Origin of the sequence: Lapidilactobacillus gannanensis (assembly GCF_003946675.1) — a bacterium.
Taxonomy (GTDB): domain Bacteria; phylum Bacillota; class Bacilli; order Lactobacillales; family Lactobacillaceae; genus Lapidilactobacillus; species Lapidilactobacillus gannanensis.
In genome coordinates, this window is the sequence record NZ_RHOT01000009.1 from 39,103 (window position 1) to 66,017 (window position 26,915).

Here is a 26,915-nt window from a genome sequence, read left to right on the forward strand (position 1 = left end):
TTTTATTCCGCCACTTAGCTCGCTTTATCCGCCAACCAGGGCAGCCCGGCAACTAGCGAATAATCACTAAGTGTGTGAATTTGGTGTTACAACACCGCTTATGATTATACCGATAAATACGATGACATGCAAGTTAAAATTAGAGATTTATCCGCGTCAATTCACCGCCAAGTAACATGGTGGGCCCGCAAAAAAGCTTCCTTTTGGCGACGCGAATATTGTTTGAATTTTGCTTCAAAACTTAATGCATCATGTTTTTCGGCAAACGCTTGCTGATAGAGTAATTTAACCGGTCGACGATTACGCGTATATTTCGCACCCTTACCCGCATTATGAGTGGCCACTCGCTTAGCCACATCGTTCGTCGATCCCGTGTAGAAAGTGCCATCAGCACATTGAACTAAGTAACAATAATAACTCACTTTGGCGAACCTCCTGTAACTGATTCACCATGCAAAATCCGTTTCACTTCTGGCGTATATTCATTCTGATCCGTATAAGCAACTAACGGCGGCAAAATACGAATGCCATTAGGCCGACCATTTTTAATTGCCTCAAATAGAACCATATTAGCTTCGCGTCCAGCCTTAGGATAAACAAAACGAATTCGCTTAGGTGCCAAACGATGTGCTTGGCAGGCAAACATAATATCCGCTAGCCGTTCCGGCCGATGAACCATGTAGAAATGGCCATTGGTCTTTAAAAGTTGCTGACTAGTAGCCAGAACTGTTGCCAAATCAGTTTTGATTTCATGTCGGGCAATGGCATAGTACGGATTCGGATTCTTAATACTTTGCTGATGGTCCACAAAATATGGTGGATTACAGCTCACCACGTCAGCAAAATCATGGCCAAGTTTTTGTGGTGAATCCTTTAAGTCCATTGTAGCAATTTGAATCTGGTTATCCAACTGATTTAGACTCACAGAACGCCGAGCCATATCAGCCAATTTCTCTTGAATTTCAACCATAGTAATTTGTCCTTGCGTCTTTTGACTAAGAAAAAGACCCACTGCTCCATTGCCAGCACACAAGTCAACAATCTGATCACGTTGGCGAACTTGAACAAAATCAGCCAGTAATACCGCATCTAATGAGAAAGAAAAAACTTCATCACTTTGAATAATTTTTACGCCACCATTGATTAATTGATCAATTCGTTCCACAGGAAAACGCCCCTCAAATATAAAATCAGTTTATCTACAACAAATTTTCTCAAAAAGTTGCCGTTAAGAGTCAGTAATTTAATTATACCAAATTCTTTTTTTCTGATATAATTTTTTTAAGTGTTACTTGAACATTTAGAAACTCAGGTGAAAATATGTTTTATAAAATTGTTCGACCAATTGCCCGTTTCCTAGTGTGGCTCCTTAATGGTCATACCAAAACGGTGAATCGTGAAAATTTGATTGATGGCCCTTATATCCTTGTTGCGCCGCATCGGACTTGGTGGGAACCGATTATCTTTGCAATTGCGGCGCGACCACGAGAATTTAGTTTCATGGCCAAGAAGGAATTGTTTCATAACCCAATTTTGCGCTGGATTTTAGTCCATGCTCATGCTTTTCCTGTCGATCGTTTCAATCCCGGCCCTTCAGCCATCAAAACCCCAGTTCGTATCTTAAAAGAAGGCAAACTTTCCTTAATTATGTTTCCATCAGGGACACGTTATTCAGCCCAGCTTAAGGGCGGCGCTGTCTTAATTGCCAAAATGGCAAAAGTTCCCCTACTACCAGTAGTCTATCAAGGGCCAGTGACTTTCAAAGATTTTTTAAAGCATCGGCAAGTAACTGTTGGCTTTGGAACACCAATTGAAATTCCACCTCGTCAAAAATTGGATGAAGCTGGTTTGGCCGCCGTTAATGAGGCAATGACCAATGCTTGGCAACAATTAGACCAACAAATCGATCCTAATTTTAAATATCAGCCGAATTTGGAAAAACTTGCTGAAGAAAAGGCCGCTGATAAAATCAAATAATTATTTCCTGTCAAAAATCGAAATTTCTGAGATTGGATTGTGCCCCGGTGTGACTTAGTAGCGTTCACAATAAAATTGAAGATCAAACAAATAGCCAGCTTGACAAACTCTCGCAATGAAATTAACGAGAATTTGCCAAGCCGGCTTTATTTTTTTGATCGACTGCTTTTGAAATTGGCTGTGTTATCACCAAAAAACAACCGAACTTTCATTACTGAACCGTATCCTCAAAAGGCAACTGTCATTTAGCAGGCACTAAAATAGTCGTGCTACTCCGTTTGGCCTTGTTGCAATTGATATAACTGATAATAGCGCCCATGTTGCGCCAGCAATTGGTCGTGGGTCCCATGTTCCACAATCTTACCAGCATCAAGCACAATAATTTGTTCAGCATCCTTAATTGTTGAAAGCCGGTGGGCAATGGCAATCGTCGTGCGACCACGGCGAATTCGACGTAAGCCTTCTTGAATTAAACTTTCAGTTTCAGTGTCAATATTAGCCGTAGCTTCATCTAAAACAAGAATCTTAGGATTTGTGACCACTGTTCGCGCAAACGAAATCAACTGCCGCTGACCACTAGAAAATTGCGTCCCACCTTCAATAACTCGGGCATGATACCGATTTGTTAATTGATTAATAAAGGTATCTGCTTGAACAAACTCCGCTGCAGCTTCAATCTCAGCATCAGTAATTTTTGGATTAAATAAACGGATATTTGACGCAACATCACCGTAAAACATAAATGAGTCTTGCAAAACTAGTCCCATCTTTCGCCGCAGTTCAGGCATTGGATAATCTTTGATATCCCGACCATCAATTAGAATCTGCCCTTGATAGAACTCATAAAAGCGCATCATGATATTGATGATCGAACTCTTGCCTGATCCTGTATGACCAACAATTCCCACAGTTTCGCCTGGCTTGGCCACAAAAGAAACATCATGCAGAATTTCGTGTTGTCCATCATACGAGAAAGAAACATGACGAAATTCAATTTCACCAGTCTCAATCGTCCCAGCAGCATCTGGATGTTGTTGCGGTGTGAGATGATCATCGTCGAGAATTCGAAAAATCCGTTTACCAGCAACAACACCATCTTGTAGTGCAGAAAGTGAGTCCATCATATCAGACATTGGATTGAAGAAATTAGCAACATAAGTTGTAAAAGCATAAATCACGCCAGCCTCAACAAATTGGTGTTGCGACAATAACCCAAATTGGCCCAAAACCAAAGTCAATGCTAAAGCATAAAGTAAATTAATCAATGACGAAAGCAAAAGTGAATTAGTTCGGATCATTGCTTTACGCGTTGCTAAATATTCACCATTCGTTTTTTCAAATTCCTGACTGATCCGTTTTTCTTGGCGAAATTGACGAATAATCGACATACCTTCAATCGATTCATTCAATTTAATGTTCAGCTCACTCAGCTTTTCGCGCATTTTACGATAAACCCAGGAGCTATATTTAGCGTAATACCAAATTGCCAGTAATAGCAACGGCAAAAAGGCTAACACTAGCCAAGAGCCACGCGCATTTAGTGCATGCATCGCAATAAACGCGGACACAATCGCAAAGGTACCAGTTAAAATTGAGGCAAACACTTGCAGAAAATCCATAATCGTCATCGTATCATTGGTCACCCGCGACACAATCGAACCAGCAGGCGTCAAGTCAAAATAACGCATCCCTAAAGTGTGTAACTTACGAAACAACTGCTCTCGCACCGATTCCAAGGATTTTTCAGCCCCCACAGAATAGGTATAGTTACTGGTAAACTGCAAAATCGCTTTTAAAATCGTCCCCATTAAATAAAGGGCGGCAAAACCTAAAATAACACGAGTAGTGCCAGTACGGACTGTTAAATACTTGTCCATAAACACCTGTAACAATTTCGGTAGTAGAATATTGACGATTGCCAAAGCTGCAGAGGTCAAGATTGCACTAATGAATAATCCCTTGAATGGTAGTGAGAACTTAAGCATTCGTTTAATAATTTGACTTTGTTCTTTAACCGGAATACTTTGCGACCAAATTGATTGCTGATCATCATTTGTTGCGGACTTCTTGGTTGAAACTGTTTTATTAGTTGGTTTCTGGGCCACGTGACTCACCTCCTAGCTGTGATTCAATTTGTTGTTTACGCCACATCTCAGCGTACCAACCATCATTAGCTAATAATTGCTGATGATTGCCACGTTCAACGATTTGACCGTCATCAATGACCAGAATTTCATCAGCATTGGCCACGCTGCTTAAACGATGCGCGGCAATAATTGTTGTCTTATGATCACGATCTTGTTTTAAGTCGGTTAAGATTTCTGTTTCCGTTTTCGCATCAACTGCAGAAAGTGCATCATCTAAGATGAGAATTTCTGGCAAAGTCATGATTGCCCGAGCAATTGACAAACGTTGCTTTTGCCCGCCAGACAAAGACACCCCTTTTTCACCAACTAAAGTGTCGTATTGGCTTGAAAAATTCAGAATATCATCATGAATGGCACTTTCCTTGGCCGCGGCTTCTACTTCAGCTTGAGATTTAGTCATCGCGGCAAACCGAATATTATCACGAATATTGGTTGAAAAAAGGAAGTTCTCCTGAGGCACATAACCAATACCAGCCAAAACACTATCTAAAGTTTCATCACGAATATCACGGCCGCCAATGGTGATTTTGCCTTGATAATGATCAAATTCTCGCAGCAGCAACTTAATAATTGTCGTCTTACCAGCACCTACGCGGCCCACTAAGCCTAACGTTTGCCCTTGTTTCAATTCAAAATGAATGTTTTGCAAAGCTAGACGTTGATCATCTGGATATTTAAATGCAGTGACTTGATAATCAAGATCACCATGTAATGGCTGTTTAGTGGTTGTTTTGGCCATGACGGTTTCACTTCGTTCACCGAGTAAAGCTTGGACACGATCATAACTAGCATTCCCCCGCTCGATGACATTAAATAACCGACCGATGGCAAACATCGGCCAAACTAGCGCGCCAATGTAAGCAACAAACGAAATTAATTGTCCTAAGGTGATTGCTTGGGTGACAACTAAATGACCACCATAGGCAATCGTAATTGCATAAGTTAACCCAATAATCAAAGTTGTAATGGGATCGAACAAAGAATCAATTCGGTAAACTTTTTTATTGATCGTAATTGTTTTAGCAACAATCTGTTCAAAGTCTGCAACATCTTCGTTTTCTTGACCAAAGGTTTTAATAACCTTAACACCACTAACTGACTCTTGTGTTTTATCATTTAAGCGTGAAAAAGCGGCTTGCGATTCACTAAAGGCACTGTGCAAATGTTTACCCAAAACTCGGGCCATCACTGCCAAAAGTGGCATTGGTAACAGTGCCACCACTGTCAAACGCCAATCCACAAAAATCAACATGGCAACAATCGTCGTTCCGCCAGTCAAAATTGAATCCGCAAATGTTAAAATTCCGGCACCAGCAACATTTTGCACGGCATTCAAATCATTGGTCGCATGCGCCATGAGATCACCAGTTCGATGGCGTTGAAAGAACGTCGCATCCATTTTCAAAAAATGACTAAAAAGTTGCGTCCGCAATTCCCGTTCAAGGGTAGCCGCACCACCCCAAATCATGTTACGCCAACCAAAGCGACTTAAATATTGGACGATAGCTGCAAGCAACAGAAAACCTAGCCAGCTAAATAGCGTTGTTAGTGTTAACTGCTTTGCGCCCATTTTATCCGCTAAAATACCAATAACTCGTGGTGGCACTAAACCCGCCAAATCGGCCATTAATAGAAAAAATAATCCCCATAAATAACGTTTCTTTTCGGCTTGGAAAAACCAGCCTAATTTCTTAAAAATTCCCATATTTTGTCCTCACATCATAAAAAAAGCCACAAAAAAACAGGCGCTATGCACCTGCGATTAATCAACTTGATATTAGAAAAAGGCTACTTCTTTTCTTGCTTTGCTTGTTGTGCCTTCATCGCTGACATCATCTGATGTAACTTCTTTTCAGATGGTTTTTGGCCCATTTGGACCATCATTGCCCGCATCATATCTGTATTAACCGGTGGATTATCTTTGAAATATTTTTTCATGTAAGCTCGCGCGCCAAAGAAACCAGCAACGGCACCTACTAAGAGTGCTAAAATAATGAATGTAATTGCTAAACCCATGCTCATCTTAAAAAACTCCTTAATTAAAAAATGCTATTCTTATTTTACCCAGATTCACTAACAATATGCAAGTAGTCACATAAAAAATATCACAAAATATGAATTTTTTTATGGTAACTAATCGTCTCTTAAATTTTTGTCACGCTGGACTTTTTTAACTTTTTCGGGTGTAACTTCCTGGCCAGCTTGATTATAGATTCTTAGGTCTTCAATTTGAGTCCGAAAACCATCCCGAAAAGCTTGTAAATACGCTTGACGTAATTCTTGACGCTCTTGCTCTTCTGCGGGACTCAACTCACTTGTTTTGGCTTTTGCAGCTAACTCATTAATACGCCTAATTAATTTAGGATCAATTTCGCTCATGATAACCTCCAGAATAATTGCAACAAACCTAGGATTTACGCGAACATCCGTTTGATAACCTAGGTCGCGTATGCTACTATAGTATTATCATAACGCATTTTAATCAGAATTTAAAATTGATTGAAATAATTTTCGTATGCGAACTGCATTGCACGTGATTTTTGTAAAAATAATGAGGTGTCCCATGACTAAACCGGTAAGTGCTAAACAACTTGATGTATTACGTTTTATCTATGAAACAGTCAATGATTGCGGTTATCCGCCAACCGTCAGAGAAATTGGCGCTGCAGTCCAGTTATCTTCAACTTCAACCGTCCATGGTCATTTGTCTAGACTTGAGAAAAAAGGCCTGTTACAACGTGATCCCACAAAGCCTCGGGCAATTGAGGTAACGGAAGCTGGGCTTGAAGCACTGGGCATTCAAAAAAAAGCGATTCCTTTGCTGGGAGTTGTCACTGCCGGTGAACCAATCTTAGCCGTTGAAGATGCCACTGACTATTTTCCGCTACCACCTGATTTGAACTTAGATGACAATAATTTATTCATGTTAACTATTCGCGGTGAAAGTATGATCAACGCAGGAATTTTCAGTGGTGATCAGGTCATCGTCCGGCAGCAACGTGATGCGCAAAATGGCGACATTGTCATCGCCATGACGGAAGAGAATGAAGCGACTTGCAAACGTTTCTTCAAAGAAAAGGATCACATTCGCCTACAACCGGAAAATGATACCATGGCCCCGATTATTTTGCCTAACGTGACAATTCTTGGTAAGGTCATTAGTCTTTATCGCAGCCAAATTTAAATAGCTTAACGACCAAAGCAAGTGTCTGCCCAAAGATCGTCAGTCGGTGCGCACTAACATAAAATAGCGAGCAATTCTGCGAGAGAATTGCTCGCTATTTTTGTGTAAAGCGGAATTACTTTATTTACTAGCCCTCAAAAATAAAATTTTACCGATATCATTTTCTCCTGATGATCAATTCTTTCGGGGTAGAATAATTAATTCGACAGTTTGTCTTTGCCCATCGTCCGCTATTAAACTGACCTGATAGCGACCAACCTGTTGGTAATTCACCTGGCTAAAATCAGCAAAAATTGGGCTGCTGTGACCATTAACATCAATCGCAATTGCGCCAAAACTGGCAACTGAAGGCCGGGAATCATCAAGATTAATCGTAATTAGCGGCCACGTGACTGAAAATTTCCGCAAAGTTGGTTTAATCGTTAAATTTGCACTAGTTTGTTGGCCATCACTGGTAGCAAAGGCAATCTGATAATTGCCGGTCTGTTGATAATTGACCCGACTTGTATCCATCGCCACAGGAATAATCTGGCCAATTTGATTTGTCGCTTGGGCCCGAAAGTCAGCCAAGGTTGCTGTCGCCTGACCAAGATGCATTGTATAAGACTGAGCCGTGATCCTGGCTAAATTTATCGCTAACGTTGCCACCTTGGTTTCAGATTGAACCTCAGATCGAACCAAGGTGGTACTTAAGCAAGTACCGCTGGCTGATTGAATTGGGCCTTGACTGTGATTAGTTAAATGGTTAGCGGCCGCAGCTAAATTATTGAACGGCTCACCGGAATCAATCATAACAGTCTGCTTGGGCTTTTCCGTCTCCTCGCCCTGAACTTGCTCGTTTAAAGTCCTGATCAGTGGTGATGGCGACTGACCTTGTTGCTGGCGTTGCACTGCCAAATTTGCAGTCCTAGGCAGACTTTCTTCTTGCGGTACTGAATGAATGGATGGCCTGAAATCAAGCTCCCCTTGCCGGTGATTGGTTGATTGCCAGTTAGAATAACTAGGCACAGTCGCTACTGGCTCAGTGGCACCACGAAAATTAATTAATTTTAAAAGCGCTCGCTCACTTTGATAACTACCAAATTGCGTCTTCATTAATCAGACACCCCCCAGATTAATTGTTAAATTAGAAAACAGTCAGCACCACTCTAATCGCATTATAGCGGGCGGTTGTCCGAGACCAGAACTAATATGCAATCACTTCTAGACAAGATTTGTGACTACGAATTTAACTACCTACCATTCACGTCACAGCGGGGACAATTTAATTTGGTTTCAGTGGTGATGATTGCGCAATTGATTCTTGAAAAAACTTTCTCAGCAACAAACTGCGTTGACGAACGGTATTAAAATAAGGCTAGTCAAGCGTAAAAATAACGCGCAATTCTGCAATCGAATTGCGCGTTATTTTGCGCTAAGTGAACTAGTTGTCTTTTGAAAACATGTTTCCCAACCAAAGTTCGACCTTATTTTGGCTAAATGGCTAATAACCCAGACTCATTTTACGTTAATGCCCATTAACCAACAGTTATTGTTACGTGCTGGCTGACCGTTCACTTATCCCGTTATTGCGACAAGTAAAACTTGTAAAAGCTATCAACTGATTTCGATTTCACTTACTAGTCTTGATCATGCTTTTTATCACGAAATCCCAGCCAGGTGACGCTGTTAAGAACTAAGGCCAGTATCCAACCACCAATTGTTAATTTGTGATTGGTTTGGTCACCTGTTTGAGGTAGCACGGATTGCTTGGATTTAGTTGCCGCCCGCGTTACCTTTGCCTTGTTGGCAACTACTGAACTACTAGACTTTGCCTTACTTTGTGTTTGTGATAACCCGTTGCTGGCAGTTGGCTTAGTTGCAGGCACTGGTTTAATTTGTGGTTGGCTGGGCTTATTAGCCGGTAGCGTCCGCGGGATAATTGTCAAAATCACGGTTCGCATTTGACCATCACTCGCCGTTAAGGTTACGGGATACTGACCCACTTTTGTAAAATCGACCCGGCGATCATCAAGCTGAGTAATGACTGCAGGCTGCCCCATCTTATCAGTTGCCACAGCTTGAAAATCGGCAACCGTCGGCCGAGGTGCGCCCAGCGTCATTTGATAATTACTAGCCGTCATTTTTTCTTGATTAACTAATAACCGCAGATGGACTGTCAACTCCTGACCAGCACTAGTCGTTAGTCTTACTGGGTAGACCCCGGCTACTTTAAAATTAACCTGACTGAAATCAGGCGCAATTGTCAGAGTTTGACCACTTTTATCAGTAGCGTGGGCTTGAAAGTCAAGTGCCGTTGGTAGTGGATCACCAAGGTACATTGTATAATCGCTACCTTGGATACTCGTCTGATTAGTCAGAACATTGAGTTGAACAGTCAAAGTTTGCCCATCGCTAGCCGTTAAAACAACGGGATAACTACCAGGAATTTGTGCCTTAACTTGGCTAAAATTAGCCGTAACTGCTAAAGAATTACCAGCTTCATTTTTAGCAACAGCCTGAAAATCAGTCACTGTTGGTAAGGGATCCCCGGCATAAATTGTGGCAGCTTGACCGCTAATTCCCTTCGCATTCGTTAAAAGATGCAAGGTGACAATTTTACTTTGCCCATCAGCACTTTTCAACGTAACCGGATAGCTGCCAGCTTGGGTAAAGTTGACCTGACTGAAATCAGGCGTAACCACCATTTTTTGTCCATTAACATCCAAGGCCTGAGCGGCAAAAGCAGTCGCAGTAGGTCGCGGATCGCCCAAGTACATTGTATAGTCACTACCACTGATGACTTGTAAGCTGGCAGCAATTGTCAAAGTCGCCTGAGTTTGCTGTCCATCCACAGTTGTAAAGGTGACTGGATAAACTCCTGGCCGCTGAAAATCAACTTGACTAGTATTCTGCGTCACCGTTAGTGGATGACCATCTTTGTCCGTTGCTTGAGCCTGAAAGTCGGTCACTGTTGGGCGTGCTTGCCCAATGTGCATCGCAAAATTAACAGCGGAGATTCGTTGTTGATTCGCTAACACGTGCAACTGCACTGTTTTTGTTTGACCATCAGCCGTATAAAGTATGACCAGATATGAGCCAGCCTGTTGAGCATCAACATTAGCCAAATCAGCGCTCACTGGTGTTGGTGTACCGTCTTTAGCGGTTGCGCTGGCTTGAAAGTCCTTAGCAACCAATGCTTGATCATCACCAAGATAAATCGCTAAATCCTTCCCCGTGATGGCTTGCTGATTAGCAAGAATGGTTAACTTTGACGTGGCCTTTTGTCCATCAGCGGCCGTTAGAACAACGGGATAAGTCCCCACCTGATTGTACTTAACTTTTGAAAAGTCTGCCTGAGTAACAGCAATCTGCGCCCCAGTCTTATCAGTGCCCGTGGCCGCAAAATCAGCTAAGGTTGGTGCAGTTTGCGATTGATACATTGTCACATCATGACTGGTTAAACTTTGCTGATTTTTTAGAATCACTAACTTGACCGTCTTTTGTTGGCCAGCGGCGGTCGTTAAACGGACAGCGTAGTTGCCCGGTTCAGTAAAATCAACTTGACTTAAATCTAGTTGGACCGACTCTGCCTCCCCAGCCTGATCCGTGGCCGTCGCCCCGAAGTCGGTTAATGTTGGTGTCGCGTCACCCTGATAAATCGTGACATCATGACCACTTAACGATTGCAGATTCGGTAAAATGGTTAAAGTCTTGGTTAGATGTTGACCATCTGCCGCCGTTAAAATGACCTCATATCTGCCCGGCTGATTATCGTTAACCTGAGAAAAATTAGCTTGAGTTACCGCAATCTGCGCCCCTGTTTTATCGGTGGCCGTCGCTTTGAAATCCGCAAGTGTCGGTTGCGGACTACCTTGATAAATCGTAACATCTTGGCCACTAATACTTTGCAGATTAGCTAGCAGATGCAAAGTGACCTGCTTAATTTGACCAGTAGCCGTTGTTAAAATTACCGGATAATCGCCTGGTAAATTGAAATTCACTTGGCTAAGGTCAGCTTTGACAGCTTCACTTAGACCGTCTATATTAGTCGCTACTGCCTGAAAATCTGTCACTGTTGGTTGTGGATCACCTAAGTACATCGTAAAATCGTTTCCAGCAATCAGCTGTTGATTTTGCTTAATTGTTAAGTTGCCTGCAACTGGCGTAATCAGATAGTTCGGATTACTGCCTGGAACCACATTAATTGGATACGTACCTGCGGCTTCACCAGGCGCCCGGACAAGTTGATAATTCAACACTGTTCCTGTAGCAACCGGATCCTGATAAATGACCACACTAGTGAACGCAGGATCTGACTGACCTGTATAACGACTGGCATTATTCGCGGTAATCGTCACATGAGCAGGTGTGACGGTATAAGTGGCAGCTTGATCAGCTGTTGCCACTTGCCAATGATAGTTCGCATTACTGCCGGTCGTTGTGTAACGTGCCAATGCCGCCCCACTAATCGTCAAAGGATAAGTACCAGCATTTTGAATTGTTTGATTCGTGCTAACTAACAAATCGGCAGTCGTTAAGTCAGTGATAGTTTGTCCTGTTGATAGTTTCAGTTGATAATGACTGGTGGTCGGTTGCTGAACTTGACCATTATAAGTAGCCACTTGTTGCCCAGTTAAATAATAACTAGCTGCAGCTTGACTGATTTCAAAAGTTGCCGCACTGTCTTTAGCCATTGTCCAGTTATATAGTTCTGCTGTACTTGATGAGGTCGCCAAATTTTTGATTCCCTGTTCACTTAATGTCACGGCATAAGTGCCAGCATTAGTTGCGGGCTGATTAGGCAGTAACGTCAAATCACCAGGTTGTAACTGACAGCTAAGTCCCGCTGGCAGATTTAATTTATAGGCTGTACTGCCCGGTGTTTGTGCACTACCGTTATAAACTTTGCTTTGGCTACCAGTAATCTGATAAGTACCATCCATTTTATAAACATCAACACTTGCCGTTGAAGTGTCATTACCATATACATAAGTAACTTGATAGGTGCCGGGTTGACTCGTATTAATTTGATCAACTTGGGCCCCACTTGGATCAGTAATTGTCACCTGTAATTGCGCTAACGTTAATGGCGTGCCATCAGCCAACTGTGCGCTGTGTAAATTATCAGCTGCTGACCAATCTGAACCAGCATGGATCCGCGAATTAATCACTTTAATATCGGGATTATTCAAAACCACATCATAATGACCGCTATACAGATCACTGCCTTGATATTTACCATCCCAATCAAAGCTAAAAGCGTTCGTGCCCTGAGGAACAATAAATTTATTATCCTGTTCGGTGACCTGATCACTAATCTGGCTGATTTGTAAATTATTCTCCAAATTCTGATGTTGGTCGGCACTAAGATTAAACAAATCAGATAGGCTAACATGGGCTGGATCAGTAAAAATCGTGGCTTCATTTTGAACGCCGATTGAGCCATTATTACTCAATTGATTGGCGTTAAAACGCGTAATTCGATTATAAGTGAAAGCATTAGTTCCCAGATCCACTGTTGGACCCAGAATATCCACTTGATCAATTTGATTACCTTTAAAAGCTTCATTATCGATTAGACTAACAGTTGCCGGCACGCTTAATGTACCAGCAATAGTATTATAAGCAAAGGCATCTTGACCAATTGTCGTCAGTCCCTGATTCAAATTAAGACCACTTAAATGATTACCTAGAAAAGCCGCGGTGCCAACTGTCTTTAAGCTAGTAGGCAAATTAAGTTGCCCACTTAACGCATCGTATTCGAAGCTATTATCACCAACTATTTGTAAACTAGTTGCTTGGCTAAAGTCAGCTTGCTTTAAACTACTGTCGTAAGTAAAAGCTTGATTACCAATACTTTGTAAATTAGGTCCGAAGGCCACTTTTGTTAACGCGGCATCACCCAAAAATGCTTCATCATCAATCAGACGTAATGACGTCGGTAACGCAAAATCTTGTAGACTGGCATCATAAATAAACGCCGCTTTACTAATGGTGGTCAGTTGACTATTGCTGGGAAAATTCAACGTTGTTAAAGCACTACAGCTAGCAAACGCTTGGGTAGAAATAATCGGTAGGCCAGCAGGAATAGTTACTGTGGCCAATTTACCTGAATAAATAAAAGCGCTCGCGCCCAAACTAGTCAGACCAGCTGGTAGAACCATTGTCGTTAACTGATTGCTAATTGCGAATGCCTGATAACCAATAGTCGTCACACTGTCAGGTAAGGTAATGCTTGCCAGTTGATTGTCCGCAAAGGCGTTATCACCAATTGATGTTAACAAATGATTATGACTAAAATCAAAAGTGGTCAAATTATTACAATAGCCAAAAGCCCCATTATCAATCTGACGAACATTGGCGCCTAAAACCACACTGGTCAAGGTCTTAGAACCAATGAACGCATTAGCCGCAATTTCTGCAACCTGATAGGTTTCACCATTATTAGTTACTGTATCAGGAATGACTAGATTTGCAGGCGCAATCCCTTGAACGAACCCTTGGATTATCGCTGTTTTCGTGGCCGCATCAAATGACCAATTAAAATCAGTCGCCAATGTTGGCGTCAGATCCGTTGTTTGTGGTGCGCTGATTGCCGCTAATTGCTGACTTGCCTGGGTCAACTTGACGGTGCCACTAATCCCAGTTGCTACTGGTAATGAACGATTACTGCCAACTGTGGCTTGACTGACAACTGGATCAGTCGGTGGTGTCACCAAATCAGTTGGATTTTCAGTAGTTGCTGCTTGCACCTTGTTACTATTTGGTTGAGTGACGGCAATTGATGCCGTCCCTAGCAATAGCATCAATAAAATTCGTTCACAGTCAAAAGTCCAGGCTTTAAATTTTTTCATAAAACAGCCTCCCTGAATACTCTTTCTCACTTACATTGTACGAACTTGCTAACCAATGACCTGCTAGTGTGCACCTACAACTAGACAAGAAAAGCGGCAATGACAAAAGTCGCTGCTCAAAAAATAAAACGAACTTTAACTGCCGCAACGTATCCTCAAACGGCAACAAAAAAGGACAATTCCCGAAGAATTGTCCTTGTCATTGTATTGTTAACCAATTTATTGCGAACTTACATACTACCGACCATTAACCAGCTATAGCAAATGCAACTTTCATTAAGCTTCTCGATTGTGTTCTTGTGCCAATAATACTTGGCAATCTGGGCATAAACCATAAACCTCAATATTATTACCCGAAGTTTGATAGCCAGTTATTTTCTCCGCTAGTCGCTCGATTCGTGTTAAATCGGGATAGAAGACATCAACCACCTTACCACAATGTTGACAGACAACGTGGAAGTGCTGGACCTGAGCATAATCAAAGTGACTAGGTTCATTACCATAAGTCAGCTCTTGAATAATCCCTAACTTCTTAAATAAGCGCAGATTATTATAAACCGTTCCAATACTAATACCAGTAAAATCATCTTTCAACTTATTAAAAATTGCTTCCGCTGTAGGATGACTTCGGGAATTGACTAATAACTTCAACACCGCCTGTCGCTGTGGTGTAATCCTAATTTGATTACGACGCAAAACAGTTAAAGCATCTTGATAACGCTTCTCCGACATAAAATTCCCTCCTCCATTAGTTGAATCAGAACAGCCATCACGCCACTAAACTAATCAGCTTGACTACTAGAGCTACTGCTTGAAGTACTGCTGGCTGATTCACTACTCTTACTACTATCTGACTCCGATTCTAACTCAGGTGCGTTAGTTTTGTACAAATCAAGGCTTGATTTATTGTCATTGCGATAAAGTAGACTACTCTTGTCTTTCTTTTGATTGCGCTTTAATTTAGCTAAGGCCTTACTATACTTATAACTATAGTCGCTAGCCTTCACTTTTGTAAAGCCTTTCAAATCATAGAAACGCAACAAATCACCATTAATGACACGATCAGATAATGACAACTCGGTGGCAACATGATTGGTTAACTGGGCCAAAGTTGCCTTAACTTTCTCGTCACTGGTATCAACAGCTTTACCTGTCTTGGTATCGTAATAAGCACTCCCAACTTTGGTGTACTCAGGTGTGACATAATCACCATTACGAAAGGCAACCGTTTGATTACGATCAGTCGCCAACAAATCAGTCCCAAATTGAACATCATTCTTATTGGAGATACCTAATAAATTCAATAATGTTGGTAAAACATCAATTTCGCCACCATAAGTATGATTGATGCCACCTTTTAACCCATCCATATGAATCATAAATGGTACCTTCTGGAACTGGGCGTTATCAAAATCAGTAAACTTCTTTTGGCCCAATAATTTGGCAACGGCAGGTTTATGGTTACTAGAAATACCGTAGTGATCCCCATAAAGAACGAGCATGCTATTTTTATCCAAGCCAGTTGCTTTTAGCCAATTCATAAATTCGCCGAGTGCTTCGTCCAAGTAGCGCGCTGTTTGCACATAACCATCAACTGTTTTATCACCAGTGTCGGTTTTCTCAATTGTCTGATTGGCTTTATCTAACAAATACGGATAATGATTCGTGACTGTAATTAACTTCGCATAAAACGGCTGTGGGAGTTGCTCAATATACTTAGCGGAATCCTTCAGAAAGATTTTATCCTTCAAGCCATAACCAACATCAAAGTTTTTGCCACTTTGGAAATAGGCCTTACTGAAGTAATAGTCATAGCCCCAAGTTTTGTAAGTATTATCACGATTCCAGAAGCTAGGCACATCGCCGTGAAAAGCAGCCGTTGTGTAGCCGTGTTGATCCAACATGGCTGGTGCTGCTTGCCAAGTATTGGTAGACCCAGCGGTAACCATTGCTGCACCTTCTGGTAAGCCAAAAAGCGAATTTTCCAACATCAATTCTGCATCGGCAGTTTTACCTTGACCAACTTGATGGAAGAAATTATCAAAACTTAGGGTGTTCGTTTCATGATAAAGCTTATTTAGATTAGGTGTGACTTCCTGACCTTGCCACTTGTAATCGATCATGAATTGTTGCAAGCTTTCCAAATGAATCACGAAAACATTTTTACCCTTTGCCACCCCAGTATATTGTGGATTGCCAGGTACATAATTTGCATTAATATATTTCAAAACGGATTGTAAGTCACTCGCATCAGCATTGGCGCGAACGGCACTTGTTTTGGCAGCCTTAACGGTGTCATAAACCGCATATGAATTCAGGCCCAAATATTTCACAATATAGTTATTATCAAACGTTCGCGTCAATAATCCCGAACGATCAGATTCTGCCATTGACAAGTTAAAACCAAATAGTAACACTGCCAGCGCGGAAACCAAACCGGCAACGACCTTCTTGATAGGCTTCACATCAATTCTAATCAACTTAGTCGCTAATAAAATGATCAAAATAACGACATCAAGAAAGACTAAAAAGTCGGTTGGATTAATAATTCCAGCAACACTCTTACCTAAATTATTAGAAACTGACCCACTCCCCTTAATCAAAGTTGTGGTTAAAAAGTCGGAGAATTCGCGATAATAAAGAATATTAGCGAACAGCCAAAGACTGGTTAAGAAGTCAATCACCATTAAAATAATGTATGATTTCCGACCTTTGAAATATAAAGCTATCCCAAACAACAAAATCGTTGTCGGTAATGGATTAAGAGCAAGCAATAAATATTGCATGCTTCCCTTAACACCTAAATTAAACTTAGTTGTATAGGCATAGTATGTTTTAGCCCAAAATAACAGCACTGCCAGGATGAAAAAGCCCCACCGACTATTCCAAAATGACCTTAATTTCTGTGTGCAACGCTTCATGAAAATCCTCCATGCCTCAAGTTATAAATAGCAAGTTAATAAGCACTTGTTATCTTTTAGCTACTGAATCAGATAATAAACTAACTTTGATTTTACCAAAAATCAATTAAATCACCAAAAAAACACCACAAATATAACTAATTCTTTAGTAATCACCAGCTATGAAAATAAGAAAGTCCTAAAATCACGAAAGATTTAGGACCAAAACTTTTGTTAAAACTGATCAATTCTTCTTGATAATTGATCAGCGATTACTTCGTTGCTTCAAACTGATAGCTCATCACAATTCCTGATGAGCCTAGTTTATCATATTTTAGCAGCTAGCAAACTAATCAAGACCCGGCTTATCAGTAGTCGTTGGTTTAGCAGCAACGGCTTTAGCAGGAAAAATTCGGGTCGGTTTAATCCCAGTGGCAATAATACCAAAAATAATGCCTAAATAAAAAGTAATAAACCGCCACAAAAACATCCCTAAAATTAAAGCCGTGTTATTGGAAACAAACGCCGAAAACAGTGTTTTAAAGCTATATTCAGCACCACCGGCGCCACCTGGCACTGGGAAAATAGACGTAATCATTACAATCATGACGTGCATGCTAAAGACAGTTAAGAGGTCAACTCGTGGTACTGCCAAAGCTAATAAAACAAAATAAGGAATTAAATAATAAGCTAATAATTGCAACATAGTTAAAGCAGCAGCTTGAGCGACTTTTTTCTTTTCCCGTTTTAGTTTGAGACTCTCTTCATGAAAGGTTTCGATTTTAGCAAGCGACGTTGCCTGCCATTGATCAAATTTTGGCCGGTCATGGAACAAACGCCGCAATAGATTAAAGAAGCCTATCGTCGCTGCTTTTGTAAAGCGATAATAAAACATGATCATCAGTAACATACTAATTGTAACCACGTGAATCACAAAGCCGAAGGTAATCAGAACCGCCAGTCCCTTAAACCGTCCCACAACTTCATGAAAACCAATCAACATCGTGAACACGAAATTAATCAAGACCATCAGTTGATAGATAATAAATTTCATTAGTAAAACCGAACTGGCTCGACCGCCTTCATAGCCGATTTGTAACAAGGCGATTAACTGTGCTGGTTGGCCACCAGAAGAAAATGGTGTCACCGCATTAAAAACCGCTTCAATTGGTGGAATTCGTAATAAATTCCAACGTGGTTGTTTTGGTTCTCCTGGTTTGTGGAGTAATTTTTCTAGTGCTAAGGACTCTGCTGCAAAAGATAGCAACATTAGCAAAACCGCAACGATCAGCCAAATCCATTTGATATGGCTAAAACCTTGAACGACTTGCTGAAAATTAATCGTGCGACCTTCACGCCAGAAAATATAACCACCTAGCAAAATCATGAAGAACAAAACCCATTTATTTTTTCGATTCATTGTGCCCTACCTATTTCTCAATTGTCGCAACTAACCCACCATCATCAATCGTAACCCCAAGTGGTTGATCAGTCGCTGCCAATCCGATTACAGCTTGGCCTGTTCCGTATAGAAATGCTGCCAAATATCAGCTAAATGTGCAGGTGAATATTGTTGTGCAGTACTAACTGCTAACTGCTGATAGCGTTGATAAAAATCAGTATCTGTCATTAATTTCGTCAGTGCTTGATCAAAGCCAGCTAAATCAGGCGCCTCCACATAATCACCGGCGATAATTGCTTGGTATAAGGGCAAATTACGGAGTAAAACTGGGACCCCACAACTAAATGCTTCTAAAACTGACATTGGAAATAATTCGTCATAAGAAGGCAAGAAAAATAAATCAGCTAAGTTCAAATAATCAGCTATCTCTGACCGTTTGACAATGCCGGGAAATAATAAATTTGCCGGCGGATCATCAAGAATTTTCTTAAAATGATCATAGCCATCAGTCATCTTGCCAAATGAAAAGCCACCCGCCCAAATAAACTGAACCTCTGGATGTAACTGTGCCAACTTAACAAAATCATCGACACCCTTGCGTTGTTGCACTTGACCAGAACCGAAGACAATGAATTTATCTTGTGGAAAATGATATTTTTCGCGCAAAGCTTCCTTTGCAGCCTGATCACGATTGGGAAATTCTACCGGCGAGACAAAATTGGGAATATAAGTAATCTTATCCTCAGGAACACCATAAGCGACAATTTTAGGAATAAAGATTGGATTAACGACAACTAAATGATCCATTCGTTTGTAGAACTTGATCATATAAGCATAAAAAACTTTTTTAGCAAATCCCGGTAAATTTAGTGAGCCCTCAATTGTTTCCGGCAAAAAATGAACGTAGCCGATTTTACGGCCGCGTTTTTTAGAAAAAGTCGATAAGAAAAATTGCGGGTCAATCGTATGATAATGAGTGATATCTGCTTGACCATAATGATTGATTGTCACGTCAAATTGATCCGCCAGTCGTTCCTGTAACAGCCGAATCAGTTCCAAATAGGCACTACCAACACCTTGTCCAGCAACTTTGTCAGCTGATGAAAACATATTAATATGAATCATACTTTCTCCTCACTGCGTCCAGTAACACTAAGATGGTTCAGTTTCATCAAGTGATAATTATCAGTTGCATCTTGATAGAAATCATGAATTTGATCACCAAAATGATCTGCTGAAATATCATATAATTTCCGTTGCCGTGGTGCTTCATCAGTAAAAGCGTGAGGATGTTGTAAATAATTAACAACTTGCTGCTTCATTTCATTCAAATCACGGAAAGTCGTGCCGATGTCCGGATTATCAAACAAATTATCGGTATACTCGCCACTACGAACGACACATTTCAATCCCGCCGCCATCGCCTCAATATAAGTGAGTCCTTGCGTTTCCGTATCGCTGGATGAAACAAATAAATCAGCTAATTGGTAATACGGTGCAATTTGCTCATGATTAATTTCACCTGTAAAAGTAACCGCATCAGCGATTGCTAGCTTCTTGGTAAGCGCAACTAAGTCATCTTTCTCCGGACCATCACCAACAATCAGAAATTTCAAATTGGGGATTTGCTGCTGTAAATCCGGAAAAATTCCCAAAACCTGATCTAACTTTTTTTCAGGCGCAATTCGACTTAAGGACATAATGACCGGCGTCTCCGGTGTGTAACCAAGCTGTTCCCGAAGTTGTAAGACTGCTTCAGGGTGAGCCTGGTCCAGTTGCCGAATATCCACGCCGGTAGGAATCACCCGAATGGGAATTTTAACGCCATAACGACGCAAAGTATCAGTTACCCGTTCGCTGGGCGCAACCACGCCATCCATATGACTAACAAATGTTCGAATGAACTGTTTCACATGATAAGGCCGCAAAAGTTTCCCATTCATCACATAATGCAGGTAGTCTTCATACATCGTGTGGTACGTATGGACACAAGGAATATGTAAATTTTTCGCAACAAACTTACCAATCCACCCCATCGAAAATTCAGTTTGGGTATGAACAATATCCAGATCCAATTCCTTGGCCACCTCTAGCGCATGAAATAAGCCCCGCACAGCCACTCGTCGATCTGTAAAAGAAACAAACGGCACACTGGTGAAACGGAAAATGTTAGGTTCAACCTCTTCCTTATCCACGCCCGGATCAGTGGTCGTAAAAATATAAACGTGATGCCCCTTACGCTCCAAATCCTCTTTTAAGGTCCGAATTGAAGTCGCGACACCACTTACCTGAGGAAAATAAGTATCGGTAAACATACCAATATTCAAAATCCTTCCCCCTCTCAAACTTCTTAAATCAATTATAGAGATTCATAATTGCCAATGCAATCTTTAGACTAATTCTAACAGGATTGTTAGTAAAAAAGCACGGTCTAAGGTCTAATAAATTCATTAATTATTAATAAGCTAACTATATTAGTAAATCATAAAAACCATTTAATGACTATTTTTTACCAAGGATCTGTGTTTCCCAACCCCCAAGAAAATTTATTCAGTTGTTGATTATTTTTCAGCATGTGCGCGATTTTGATTCAAGTCGCTCCTAATTGAGTGACGGCAGGAGCCCAGCGATTTTGTGGGCGTGGAACATGGCCGACATTGGCCATTGGCGCCAATCGCTGGGCCCCTGCCTGATTAAATAGTTTAATTCAGCACCACTGTTGGAAAAACAGATTGTTGTGAACTAATAGCTTGATTGACAAGTTTTCTGGCGTTAAGAAGTCAGCGTACTTTCAAGATAGAGACATTCAATTGAACTATTCTGATTTTACTATTCAAGATTTAACCACAGTTTAGCAGAGTTGATTAGCTCCACAATAATTGCCTTAACCAATAACAAAAGTGAAGGGCACTAACACAACTCCAGACGGAATGGAGGACGTGGTTGTCAGCCGCCAAATTATTGTTGGTGCTTTAGCACTTACAATAAGACCTGTATTTGAGACTTTCGCAGAAAGGCTCAAATCAGTGTCGGCAGCTTTCCACAACCAAAACGCCTGCAATGGCGTCAGCACCAGTTCTGTTTACCGCCACGTAAATCATGACGAAAACCAAAAAACAACTCTGATACCTGACTTTTTCAAATCAGTCATCAAAGTTGTTGTCATTTAAGCAAATTTATGATTAGTTTTGGTGATGATGTGGCTAGAAACTACCACCAAACATCCGCGACATCATGCTGGGAAGATTCAGTTGACTAATGACATTACTCATTAATAGTCGGCCAAAAATCAACATGCCGAGTGAGGTAAGGACTAAGGTCACCACGACAAAATAAAAGCGTTGTTGATCAGGGTGATTTTCGCTGAAGACCCATAAGCCACCAACAAAGGCAATATTAACCAATAAGAATGGCAAGCAGAAAATCACGATCAAAGTCATGCTTGGTGCCAAAATCAGACTTAAAATCAAGGCTAACACAGACAGATAAACAGCTAAGCCAGTTGGAATAAATAGTTCGTTGATTGCCGTTAAGAAACTAATTGATTCATGTAACACCACTCGTTGATATAGGAATAATGCTAAGACGCGAATCAAGGATGCCAACAAAATACCAATAAAAACGTAACCCCAAAGTGGTAATGGTGAACTACTAGCTTCTGTATTCAAATTCAAGCCAACCGAGCTCAAGCCACTCAATAAGGAACCGAAAGTCTTGCCAAAGAAACGGGAAATGGCAAAACTCATAAAGATCGCAATCAGGCCAAGATTGATCAAACCGTGATAATTACTAGCTTCGTGGCGAATTTGGGGATGAAGAATATTTTGATTTAATTCTTTGAAATAATTCTTGCAGTAAATTTCAAATTGTGATGGCTCCCGTGGTTCTTCATCGTCATCGTCATCATCATAATCATCTTCGTCGTCATCATCAGATTCGGACTTAGCTTCTGGCACTGATTGGTCAGCCTGTTGTTCGGTGTCTTCGGTCTGATCATTCAATGCAGTTTCAGTGTGATCCTCATCAATTGTGTCCTGATGATCAGTGCTATTTGTTGTCGTTAGACCTTCATTTGCTTGGTCAGCTGGCGCTGTTGCTTGACTCACTGAATTGGTCAAACGAAAACCACAGTTTGGACAAAATTCAACACTTGGATCCGATAATTCATGACCACAATTTGGACAAGTTTCCATGAAAAATTCCCCCTATAATAACTTTAAATTCTAGCTACTTATCATGACTATCTACAAATAAAATAATCTCGTTTAGATCAACTCAAGTATGACAATTGTTGCCTTAAAATGCAATCATTTGCCGTGACACTTTTTCTAATCCTGAGGATGTTCGCGGCTATGAATTAAGAGCGTATTGATCATGCCCTTAACATGGTCGTCAGACAGTCGATAAACCCTTGTTTTGCCAATGCGTTCAGAATTCACCAAATTACATTCTCGTAAAATTGCTAATTGGTGTGAAATTGCTGATTGTGATAAACCAACTGCTTCTTGTAGTTGCTGGACGTTGCGCTCATTTTGATCCAACGTCAAAATAATTCGCAACCGCGTCTCATTACTTAAAATATGAAAAATCCGTTGGACATTTTCAATCAGGTCATCATCATGTGACCAATCGATTTCTTCAGTCATTCTCGTTCGTTCCCTTCACTCGCAAACTCAATTTAAGTTTACTTACCTTTTGATATTATACTCAAGAGTTGACCTGACTGCAAAGCGCAACTAACCAACCAGTAAGATTTACGAGTAATAAATGATGATAACAAAACTGATTGACAAGTTCCCTTGATAAAACTAGAGACTGTCAATCAGACTATTTTTGAATTATTCAGTTATTTTCGCAATGGCAGTAATAAGCGCAAACCATTAAGAATGACTAACAGTGTGCTGCCTTCATGTGCTAGCACACCAATGGTCAAGTCCATCCGACCAATCAGGTTCAGTGTGACCAACAATAAAACAATCAGCATCGAAAAAACAATATTCTGCCAGACAATTTTGCTTAAACGGCGCGACATCCGATGGGCATAACTTAACTTACTTAAATCGTTTTGCATCAGGACAACGTCGGCAACATCCATCGCCACGTCAGTGCCATCACCCATGGCCACGCCAATATCTGCTTTCACCAATGCTGGCGCATCATTGATACCATCCCCAACCATGGCAACGAGGCCATATTTGGCTTGTTGGTCACTGACAACGGCCGCCTTATCAGCAGGCAAAACATTGGCCACTACCTGATCAATGTTTAGTTGTTGGGCAATTGCCTGACCTGTTTTGAGATCATCACCAGTAATCATCGTCGTGGTAATACCTTGCCGTTGAAAATAGCCGATGGCTGCGGCAGCCTGTTGATTTGGCACATCCATTAAACCAACCGCTGCGACAACTTGACTATTTTCGGCAAAATAAATCACGGTTTTACCAGCTTGGCTCCATGCTTGTTGCGCCTGTTGAAGTTCCCTGGGTACAGTTACGAACATGCTTGGTTTAGCAATCTGATAATGCTGACCTTGATAATCAGCCGTTAACCCTTGACCTACTTGATTGACCACAGTCATTTCTTCGGCAGAAATGGTGGTTACCTGTTGGTTAAAATGGCTAACAATTGCGGTAGCTAAAGGATGATTACTTTGTCGTTCCATATTCGTTAAAATAGTCAGCCAAGCAGCGGTTTGTTCTGTAGTTGCCGCCACAAATTGATAGTCAGTCACTGCCGGTTGCCCAACCGTTAACGTTCCTGTTTTATCAAAAGCGATTGCCTTGAGTTCATTTAAATTGGTTAAATACGAACCACCTTTGAACAACACCTCACGCTTGGCCAGGTTAGAAATAGCGGCCAAGGTGGCTGGCACTGCACTGGCGGCTAAGGCACAAGGTGAAGCCGCAATCAGAAAGACCATGCCACGATACAAACTTGTTGACCAAGTCCAGCCCCAAGCTAGTGGTCCTAACAGAATGAAGATTGGAAATAACGCCAAAACAATTTTCACATAAATAGGTTCAATCCGTTTAATTTTGGTAGCAGTTTGACTGAGATCACTTTGTGATTGCTGAACTAATTGGAGGATTTTCGCAAAAACCGTATCTTGACTATCTTTGGTGACCACCATAGTAAAACTTTGATTGCCATTAATCGTGCCCCCGAAAACTTCATCATTAACTGTTTTAGTCTTGGGCATGCTCTCACCAGTAATCGCCGCTTCATTGATCACTGCTTGACCAGCAGAAATTTGACCATCTGTCGGAATTTGATCGCCGTTCAAAACTCGAACATGATCACCAATCTTTAATTGACCAACTGGGACTAATTGCCACTCACCATTGGCTTGGCAGCGCCGCGCTTCAGTTGGATTCAAATTCATTAATTTCGTGATTTCGCGTTTACTCTTACCTTCAGCATATTCCTCTAAGAAATGGGCCGCCGCGAAAATTAAAATTAATAAGGCCGCTTCGGAAAAATTGCCGATCAGAATCGCCCCAACGGCTGCCAAGGTCATTAAAATATGAATATTTGGTGTAAAGCGATGTTTGATTTGCGTTTGTTTAATTGTATCGCCGAAACCCTCGATCATGACATGATAACCCGCGGTAAAAGTAACGATTAAATAAGCTGAATCCCGAATGATTTGCGGTAAACCCGGTACGATTAAAGCCACTAAATATAAGAATAATCCCAAATAAAATAGCTGCTGCGCTAATTTTTCGTGATTAAACGTTATTTTTTTCGATTTAGTGACAGCTTGACTTGATGCTAAACGATGACTAGCCATAACGACACCTCTCTAATTTATAGCGTTTACATGATAACTACTTCATATGAACATTATTGCATATCAAAACGAAAAGTCAATCGTCTTTGAATACTTTTTTTAATAATTAGTGGCATTCAAAAATTTGCCTAATTTAAATTCATATCGGAAAAGCATTTTTCCTGTAAAACAGCGGATGCCAAAAGACTATTTTCAAAAAAGCGTACTTTAAAACTACTGAAACGTATTCCCAAAAGTCAGCCGATTCCGCTTGACGCCAAAAAGACGAGCAATTCTTCGAATTGCAAATGCAGAATTGCTCGTCTTTTTGACATTAATGCCAACGGCTGACCGCCTTTGGTCACACTCTGTTTTTTATTAAAAATCAAATTTTACTTCATAGAGCGGATTTGTTTTCTTAATTTACGCAACTCACGAGCTGACAAATAATTTGAAATTAAGAGACAAATACAAGCAACACTTAACAAAATTTCATTCATCAACAAATTTTTTTAACAATATTTTTTAATACCACCGATGCTGGCAATTATCATCAGAATATCGCTAAACACTGTCAAAATCCTCCTATCTGCACATTTTCATAAACTTTTGTTTTGGTAGAAAGCGTTGAATTTTAGCTACGGAAATCAGTGCTATTTTCTCAAAAAATTAATTGCCAGTTCAACTGCCGGCTGACGCGCACTTCCTGAAAAACGATGATCAGCGTCTGGCAGTAAATGCAGTTCACTATCGGCGTAAACGTCATGATAACGTTCCGAAGCCTGCTTAGACACAATCACATCCCCAATACCATGAATCAAACAAACTGGGCCCTCAAATCGTTGCGCCACTTCATAGATTGGCAAAGTTTGGGCAGTGCGTAAATAAAAGCCACCCAGATCTAAACCAGACCAAATTGGTAGTTGATCAGGAATATGATGCGAATCATAGATTAGCCCCCGAGTTTTACCGGCCAAGGCATCGTCTTTTAAAGTGGCCGCCGGTGCCATTAAAACTAACCGATCAATTAAGTCGGCGTAATAACCAGCCAACATGCTAGCCACCACCCCGCCCTGGGAATGCCCAAGTAACGACACCGTTTTCGGCTGCCAAGTTTTAAGAGCATAACTTAAGGCTGCTTGGGCATCAGCAATTTCATTTAAAACTGTCATCTGGTCGAAATCACCTTCACTACGACCTTGACCATTAAAATCAAAGCGCAAAGTCGCCAGACCTTGCTGGTTTAACTGACTGGCTAATTGCGCCAACAGATCTGTTGGTTGATAACCTAAATCTCCAGTAAAACCATGCATTAAAATTACCAAATTTTGGCAATCCGTTCGTTGATTCTCGTAACGACCATGTAGCCTTAAACCATCACGCTTAAAATCAAAATCCATTCTGAACACTTCCTAATTATTTAAATAAATTAACTGGTCACCATTCATAATAGTCGCTTTAATAATATTTGTCTGTTAATAGTCTTAAAGATAATCTAGCTTTCTAGACTTTTTTATTTCCCGAATTGTCAAATCAAGTGCAACACTTCCGACCTATTCTTAGTTATTGGTCTAGTTAATCAAAGTCTGGCAGGACTGCGATTGCCGATTGATAGTTGAGAATCTTTCGTGGTCTTTGGTTCAGAGCGTTTTGGATTGCTTGAATCCCTGTTAAGGTCAATTGGCGCATTGAGCGGCCTT

At 41.0% G+C, this 26,915-nt stretch carries 20 protein-coding genes and 1 pseudogene; 3 read left to right on the forward strand and 18 right to left on the reverse strand.

Annotated features, from left to right (window positions below; genetic code table 11):
- Positions 1-161 precede the first annotated feature (161 nt).
- Together EKM81_RS03900 and EKM81_RS03905 are read right to left on the reverse strand one after the other, a co-directional pair.
- Positions 162-422: a GIY-YIG nuclease family protein gene (locus tag EKM81_RS03900; protein WP_125648710.1), complete on the reverse strand. Its 261-nt coding sequence runs from the start codon at positions 420-422 to the stop codon at positions 162-164.
- A complete protein-coding gene (locus EKM81_RS03905; RefSeq protein ID WP_225420169.1) occupies positions 419-1,165 on the reverse strand; it encodes a tRNA1(Val) (adenine(37)-N6)-methyltransferase in 747 nt (248 codons plus the stop codon). The genes EKM81_RS03900 and EKM81_RS03905 overlap by 4 nt, the downstream gene beginning before the upstream one ends.
- Positions 1,166-1,320: 155 nt before the next feature.
- Between EKM81_RS03905 and EKM81_RS03910 the strand changes: the two genes are divergently transcribed.
- Positions 1,321-1,977, forward strand: a complete 657-nt coding sequence (locus tag EKM81_RS03910) for a lysophospholipid acyltransferase family protein (protein ID WP_125648715.1) — start codon at positions 1,321-1,323, stop codon at positions 1,975-1,977.
- A gap of 269 nt (positions 1,978-2,246) precedes the next feature.
- On the opposite strand, the gene EKM81_RS03915 is transcribed toward EKM81_RS03910, so the two are convergent.
- From EKM81_RS03915 to EKM81_RS03930, 4 genes are all read right to left on the reverse strand, one after another.
- Complete coding sequence (locus tag EKM81_RS03915) at positions 2,247-4,013, reverse strand: ABC transporter ATP-binding protein (protein WP_225420170.1); 1,767 nt, start codon at positions 4,011-4,013, stop codon at positions 2,247-2,249.
- A gap of 49 nt (positions 4,014-4,062) precedes the next feature.
- Positions 4,063-5,829 carry an ABC transporter ATP-binding protein gene (locus EKM81_RS03920; protein ID WP_125648718.1) on the reverse strand — a complete coding sequence of 589 codons (1,767 nt, stop codon included), beginning with the start codon at positions 5,827-5,829 and terminating at the stop codon, positions 4,063-4,065.
- 83 nt (positions 5,830-5,912) lie between these two features.
- On the reverse strand, positions 5,913-6,146 hold the full coding sequence (locus EKM81_RS03925) for a YneF family protein (protein WP_125648721.1): 234 nt from the start codon (positions 6,144-6,146) through the stop codon (positions 5,913-5,915).
- Positions 6,147-6,257: 111 nt separating this feature from the next.
- Positions 6,258-6,503, reverse strand: coding sequence for a DUF896 domain-containing protein (locus tag EKM81_RS03930; protein ID WP_125648724.1), 246 nt, complete (start codon positions 6,501-6,503; stop codon positions 6,258-6,260).
- A 184-nt stretch (positions 6,504-6,687) separates the two neighbouring features.
- Between EKM81_RS03930 and lexA the strand changes: the two genes are divergently transcribed.
- Positions 6,688-7,308 carry a transcriptional repressor LexA gene (gene lexA, locus EKM81_RS03935; RefSeq protein WP_125648727.1) on the forward strand — a complete coding sequence of 207 codons (621 nt, stop codon included), beginning with the start codon at positions 6,688-6,690 and terminating at the stop codon, positions 7,306-7,308.
- A gap of 174 nt (positions 7,309-7,482) precedes the next feature.
- Here the strand turns inward: lexA and EKM81_RS03940 are convergent, their stop codons facing one another.
- The 7 genes from EKM81_RS03940 to EKM81_RS03970 all read right to left on the reverse strand — a co-directional run bounded on the left by EKM81_RS03940 (position 7,483) and on the right by EKM81_RS03970 (position 20,773).
- Complete coding sequence (locus EKM81_RS03940; protein WP_125648730.1) at positions 7,483-8,403, reverse strand: hypothetical protein; 921 nt, start codon at positions 8,401-8,403, stop codon at positions 7,483-7,485.
- A gap of 524 nt (positions 8,404-8,927) precedes the next feature.
- On the reverse strand, positions 8,928-14,144 hold the full coding sequence (locus tag EKM81_RS03945) for a leucine-rich repeat protein (RefSeq protein ID WP_125648733.1): 5,217 nt from the start codon (positions 14,142-14,144) through the stop codon (positions 8,928-8,930).
- A gap of 276 nt (positions 14,145-14,420) precedes the next feature.
- Positions 14,421-14,876 (reverse strand): Fur family transcriptional regulator, encoded by a 456-nt coding sequence (locus EKM81_RS03950; protein WP_125648736.1) that lies wholly within the window; start codon positions 14,874-14,876, stop codon positions 14,421-14,423.
- Positions 14,877-14,926: 50 nt separating this feature from the next.
- Positions 14,927-17,065, reverse strand: coding sequence for an LTA synthase family protein (locus EKM81_RS03955; protein WP_125648740.1), 2,139 nt, complete (start codon positions 17,063-17,065; stop codon positions 14,927-14,929).
- 328 nt (positions 17,066-17,393) lie between these two features.
- A complete protein-coding gene (locus EKM81_RS03960; protein ID WP_125648743.1) occupies positions 17,394-18,464 on the reverse strand; it encodes a lysylphosphatidylglycerol synthase transmembrane domain-containing protein in 1,071 nt (356 codons plus the stop codon).
- Between the two features lie 87 nt (positions 18,465-18,551).
- Entirely contained in the window at positions 18,552-19,571 is a 1,020-nt protein-coding gene (locus EKM81_RS03965; RefSeq protein WP_125648746.1) for a glycosyltransferase family 4 protein, read from the reverse strand.
- Entirely contained in the window at positions 19,568-20,773 is a 1,206-nt protein-coding gene (locus EKM81_RS03970; protein ID WP_125648749.1) for a glycosyltransferase family 4 protein, read from the reverse strand. Before EKM81_RS03970 ends, EKM81_RS03965 begins: the two co-directional genes overlap by 4 nt.
- Positions 20,774-21,376: 603 nt before the next feature.
- On the opposite strand from EKM81_RS03970, the gene EKM81_RS11145 reads away from it, so the two are divergent.
- On the forward strand, positions 21,377-21,616 hold the full coding sequence (locus EKM81_RS11145; protein ID WP_164509199.1) for a hypothetical protein: 240 nt from the start codon (positions 21,377-21,379) through the stop codon (positions 21,614-21,616).
- A 33-nt stretch (positions 21,617-21,649) separates the two neighbouring features.
- On the opposite strand, the gene EKM81_RS03975 is transcribed toward EKM81_RS11145, so the two are convergent.
- The 5 genes and pseudogenes from EKM81_RS03975 to EKM81_RS11645 form a co-directional block, all read right to left on the reverse strand.
- Positions 21,650-22,639 (reverse strand): DUF6574 domain-containing protein, encoded by a 990-nt coding sequence (locus EKM81_RS03975; RefSeq protein WP_125648752.1) that lies wholly within the window; start codon positions 22,637-22,639, stop codon positions 21,650-21,652.
- 135 nt (positions 22,640-22,774) lie between these two features.
- On the reverse strand, positions 22,775-23,092 hold the full coding sequence (locus EKM81_RS03980; protein WP_125648755.1) for an ArsR/SmtB family transcription factor: 318 nt from the start codon (positions 23,090-23,092) through the stop codon (positions 22,775-22,777).
- A 200-nt stretch (positions 23,093-23,292) separates the two neighbouring features.
- Complete coding sequence (locus EKM81_RS03985) at positions 23,293-25,236, reverse strand: heavy metal translocating P-type ATPase (RefSeq protein ID WP_125648757.1); 1,944 nt, start codon at positions 25,234-25,236, stop codon at positions 23,293-23,295.
- A 632-nt stretch (positions 25,237-25,868) separates the two neighbouring features.
- Positions 25,869-26,615 (reverse strand): alpha/beta hydrolase, encoded by a 747-nt coding sequence (locus EKM81_RS03990; protein WP_125648760.1) that lies wholly within the window; start codon positions 26,613-26,615, stop codon positions 25,869-25,871.
- A 175-nt stretch (positions 26,616-26,790) separates the two neighbouring features.
- Positions 26,791-26,915 (reverse strand): annotated as a pseudogene (locus EKM81_RS11645) (IS30 family transposase); the annotation flags it as partial.

What these genes read in the sequence shown, in the direction of transcription:
- EKM81_RS03955 (WP_125648740.1), bottom strand. Translation starts at nt 17,065, where the DNA reads ATGAAGCGTTGCACACAGAAATTAAGGTCATTTTGGAATAGTCGGTGG.
- EKM81_RS03920 (WP_125648718.1), bottom strand. Translation starts at nt 5,829, where the DNA reads ATGGGAATTTTTAAGAAATTAGGCTGGTTTTTCCAAGCCGAAAAGAAA.
- EKM81_RS03940 (WP_125648730.1), bottom strand. Translation starts at nt 8,403, where the DNA reads ATGAAGACGCAATTTGGTAGTTATCAAAGTGAGCGAGCGCTTTTAAAA.
- EKM81_RS03965 (WP_125648746.1), bottom strand. Translation starts at nt 19,571, where the DNA reads ATGATTCATATTAATATGTTTTCATCAGCTGACAAAGTTGCTGGACAA.
- EKM81_RS03980 (WP_125648755.1), bottom strand. Translation starts at nt 23,092, where the DNA reads ATGACTGAAGAAATCGATTGGTCACATGATGATGACCTGATTGAAAAT.
- EKM81_RS03990 (WP_125648760.1), bottom strand. Translation starts at nt 26,615, where the DNA reads ATGGATTTTGATTTTAAGCGTGATGGTTTAAGGCTACATGGTCGTTAC.
- EKM81_RS03960 (WP_125648743.1), bottom strand. Translation starts at nt 18,464, where the DNA reads ATGAATCGAAAAAATAAATGGGTTTTGTTCTTCATGATTTTGCTAGGT.
- EKM81_RS03950 (WP_125648736.1), bottom strand. Translation starts at nt 14,876, where the DNA reads ATGTCGGAGAAGCGTTATCAAGATGCTTTAACTGTTTTGCGTCGTAAT.
- EKM81_RS03945 (WP_125648733.1), bottom strand. Translation starts at nt 14,144, where the DNA reads ATGAAAAAATTTAAAGCCTGGACTTTTGACTGTGAACGAATTTTATTG.
- EKM81_RS03985 (WP_125648757.1), bottom strand. Translation starts at nt 25,236, where the DNA reads ATGGCTAGTCATCGTTTAGCATCAAGTCAAGCTGTCACTAAATCGAAA.
- EKM81_RS03910 (WP_125648715.1), top strand. Translation starts at nt 1,321, where the DNA reads ATGTTTTATAAAATTGTTCGACCAATTGCCCGTTTCCTAGTGTGGCTC.
- EKM81_RS03975 (WP_125648752.1), bottom strand. Translation starts at nt 22,639, where the DNA reads ATGGAAACTTGTCCAAATTGTGGTCATGAATTATCGGATCCAAGTGTT.
- EKM81_RS03925 (WP_125648721.1), bottom strand. Translation starts at nt 6,146, where the DNA reads ATGAGCATGGGTTTAGCAATTACATTCATTATTTTAGCACTCTTAGTA.
- lexA (WP_125648727.1), top strand. Translation starts at nt 6,688, where the DNA reads ATGACTAAACCGGTAAGTGCTAAACAACTTGATGTATTACGTTTTATC.
- EKM81_RS03930 (WP_125648724.1), bottom strand. Translation starts at nt 6,503, where the DNA reads ATGAGCGAAATTGATCCTAAATTAATTAGGCGTATTAATGAGTTAGCT.
- EKM81_RS11145 (WP_164509199.1), top strand. Translation starts at nt 21,377, where the DNA reads ATGGAGGACGTGGTTGTCAGCCGCCAAATTATTGTTGGTGCTTTAGCA.